This window comes from Ensifer sp. EB106-03-01-XG145 (genome assembly GCF_058792075.1).
Window position 1 is genome coordinate 1 of record NZ_JBYTEC010000058.1, and the last position, 3,387, is coordinate 3,387.

A 3,387-nucleotide genomic window follows, 5' to 3' on the forward strand; every position below is an offset into this window, starting at 1 on the left:
AAACAAGACATGACGACTCCGAACGCTCATGGTCTCAACCACGCTTCACGTCGCCAGTCTTCCTTCCAAACGTTGACCTTCGACCAGCATCCCGAGAGGCGACGACTGTCGCATCTCTCTTATGTTCGTATGCAAGCTCTTTGGTCATGACTTTTCCTTCCGGCTTTGACGACGAAAGCACATGCGTGAAGCTGTTGAACAAAGGAGGAGACAGGGCATTTTGACGACGGCTGGCATACTCTTATGCGCGGGCTGGGTACCGCATTTCCGTGTGTTCGTCTGGAGCTGCCTCTATCTAACGTCGGGCATGGATTTTATCCGCCACATAGAGATGACGAGGGTTCTCCACCGGAACCCTGTCTCCATCTTTGTTCAACAGCAGATGTTTCGCTTCTCACTGTTTGTCGCGCTTTGCACCGACGATAGGCTTTAGATTTTTGCGGTGGGAGCGACCTCCTGTCCAATCGCCCAAAGAAAAGCTGCCATCTCCCGGGCAATGGCGGTAACCGCGACGACCTTCGGCTTGCCTGCTGCCATCAGCTTGCGATAGCGCGCGCAAAGCCGCACTTGGCCTTGCCAGGCAATTTCTCGAACGGTCCTTGGTAATCCGTCAAGCCGCGCTTGGATCGTCGGGCTTACACGTGCAGGGAAGCGATATGTCCAGGCGCCTTCTATGAGGACCCGACGCACCCTTGTGTTGCCTGCCTTGGTGATCCCACCACGCTTGACCCGTTCGCCCGTCGAGCTTTCCGACGGCACAAGACCAAGATACGCCATTAACTGACGGGGATTATCAAAGCGCCTAACATCGCCGATTTCGACGACAAAGGTGACCGCCGTCATGAATGCAACGCCGCGCATCGCTTGGTAGGCGGCCACAACCGGGGCCATCGACCAGGATGCCGCGGTCTCCACCACCAGCTGGGTCAGCCGGTCCAGACGGACGCCGGCATCCTCGATGGCCTGGCAATATTCCGCCAACAGGATGTGGTGGGCGGGATGATCGAAGGCCTGGCGCGTCAGCCAACTTATATGGGCGCGCGTCCATGGTTTGCGGCCGGTATAGATCCGGCCATGACGCAACAAGAAAGACTGAAGTTGCTGGCGCGCCTGTTTCAGCGCATCGCTGGCTGCCTCGCGAGCCCGCACCAGGTCGCGGATCGCCTCATGAGCTTCATCTGGAACCCAGACCGCGGTCAGCTCGCCCGCGCGGTGCAGGCGCGCCAGGCTGACAGCATCCCGGCGGTTGGTCTTCACCCGGTCGCCCGCTCGCTTGGGCACCAGCGACGGTGCCACCACCACGCAGTCATGCCCCAGCTCGACAATTTGACGGTAAAGGCCGTAACCCGTGGGACCAGCCTCATAGCAGAAGTGAAGCTTGGCTCCGCGCTTGGATAGCTTGTTCACCAGCGATTCCACAGACGCCGGTTCGGAAGAGATGTCGCCTAAAAACCGGACCTCGCCGTTGCGTTCTCCTTCCGCAATGGCCACTGAAAGCTTCAACTTGGACGTATCCAAGCCGATGAAAATTACGCTATCGTCTTTCATGGTTCGCCCTCGCTTAAGCGTGGGGCTCGGCTCCGGCCTATCCAGAGCAACCCCCGAATTCAGCTTATCGTGGGGGCGGGCCACCTTCAGCCCACGAACATACGGTCTAACTGGCTCATATGTCGCATCTCTAAAATGCAATGGGGAATCTAATCCAAGTGCAACATTGCCGTGTGAAGGGTAGGGCATCACGCGCAGTCGCGCAAATGCGCCATGAAGACCTCGGCGGGCGTGCGGTAACCCAGGCACTTGCGTGGCAGCGCGTTCAGATGATGGACGAGAGCGACGAGCTGTTGTTGGCTGACAGCGGATAGATCGGTATCGCTGGGCATGAAGCGGCGGATGCGCTTGTTGGCGTTTTCCACCGCACCTTTCTGCCACGGCGCACTGGGGTCGCAGAACCAGCTGCGCGCGCCAATGCCATCTTCCAAAGCCCTAAAAGCGGCGAACTCCGTGCCGCGATCAAAGGTGAAGCTCTGCCGCGCAAAGGCTGGCAAGGGAGAGAACGTTTCGATGATCTTGTCCATGATCGGTCGTGAGTGCCGGCTCTGGTTTTTTATCATCACGGTGTAGCGGCTCTTGCGCTCAACCAAGGACGTGACGTTGGCGTTGCCCAAGTCACGTTGGAAGATCAGCAAGTCGCCCTCCCAATGGCCGAACTGCGAACGATCACCAATGAAATCAGGACGTTGCGATATCCTGCAGGCAGCAGGAAAGCCGCCGTCGCGGGGTTTCCTCGAGCCGCGGGGGCGGCGTTTGCGGCGGCCTTCCGGCAGATGCTGATAGAGCTCCAGCGCCTGATCTTCCTTGCCGTAGATAAAGCGATAGATCGTCTCGGTGCAGACACGCACGGCGCTCACGCCATCGGCGAGCAGACGACCGGCGATCTGTTCAGGGGACCAAAGCGCCTTCAGCTGCTCGATCACCAGTTCGCGCAATTGCGGGTGCCGCACAAGCTTCCTCAAACGCTGCCGCCGCTCTTTGCGGATGTCGTCAGCAACCGTTGGGAAGTAGCCGTTATAATCGGGCAGCTCGCGATCGTGGAAGGTGTTGCGTCTGATCTCACGATAGATCGTCGATCGATGACGACCGAGTTGGCGCGCCATTTCTTTGATCGGCAGTTTGCGTTCGACAAAGTGGAAGAGGCGGCGTCGATCGGCCAGATTCAGCTGCGAATAGCGTCGTGACATTCCAAAATCTCCAAGGGGAAGCCATTGAAATCATTGGCATGTCGCACTTGAAAATAGAATGTACCCAACTACAAGCGTTGTCAAAGCTGATTAGAGATGAGACAAAGTAGTCAACTTAGAAACGCGACATCATCCTATCGTTTATTACTGCGTTTGCAAGTTGCTATAGTTACAAAGTACGTAGACGCAAGCCGCCGGCCGGGTGGAGCTGGTCAGGGTTGCGCAGCCCGGTCGGCGGCGGATGGCTCCAGCTGCAAAATAAACTTTAGCTTTGACACCGCGATCACTCCGCCGCTTTCAGCTGCGCAAGGGCTTGCTGGCGCCGGGCGATGACCACCGGATCATTGGTAAAATCCGTCTTCCTGCCAGGCTTGGTACCGCGCTTCTGGTAGCCATTGCTCTGGCTGCCGTCGCGAATGCCGAACATATGGTCCGTCTGACCGGTGCGGCGCGGTCCGCCCTTGCTGCGCTGTTGCTCTCGTCCGGCCTGCATCTCGGCGACCAGCGCCAGCATGTCATCGAGGCGCTTGTTCTCCACCACCTCGGAGCGGTGCACCGAGCGCAGCGTGTCGAAGGTTCTGTAGGGCAGGGACGTCCCCTCATGGGTGACCTCGAGGCGACCATCGGGATAGTCGCAGACAATGACCTT

General features: G+C 58.3%; 2 protein-coding genes and 1 pseudogene. All 3 read right to left on the reverse strand.

What is annotated here, in order from left to right; all coding sequences use genetic code 11:
- Positions 1-429: 429 nt before the first annotated feature.
- Complete coding sequence (locus AC3WWH_RS34660; protein WP_058321577.1) at positions 430-1,548, reverse strand: IS110 family RNA-guided transposase; 1,119 nt, start codon at positions 1,546-1,548, stop codon at positions 430-432.
- 188 nt (positions 1,549-1,736) lie between these two features.
- The gene (locus AC3WWH_RS34665; RefSeq protein WP_173518365.1) at positions 1,737-2,738 is read right to left on the reverse strand and encodes an IS30 family transposase; all 1,002 of its coding nucleotides are present in this window, start codon (positions 2,736-2,738) and stop codon (positions 1,737-1,739) included.
- A 283-nt stretch (positions 2,739-3,021) separates the two neighbouring features.
- A pseudogene (locus AC3WWH_RS34670) lies at positions 3,022-3,387 on the reverse strand (ISNCY family transposase); the annotation flags it as partial.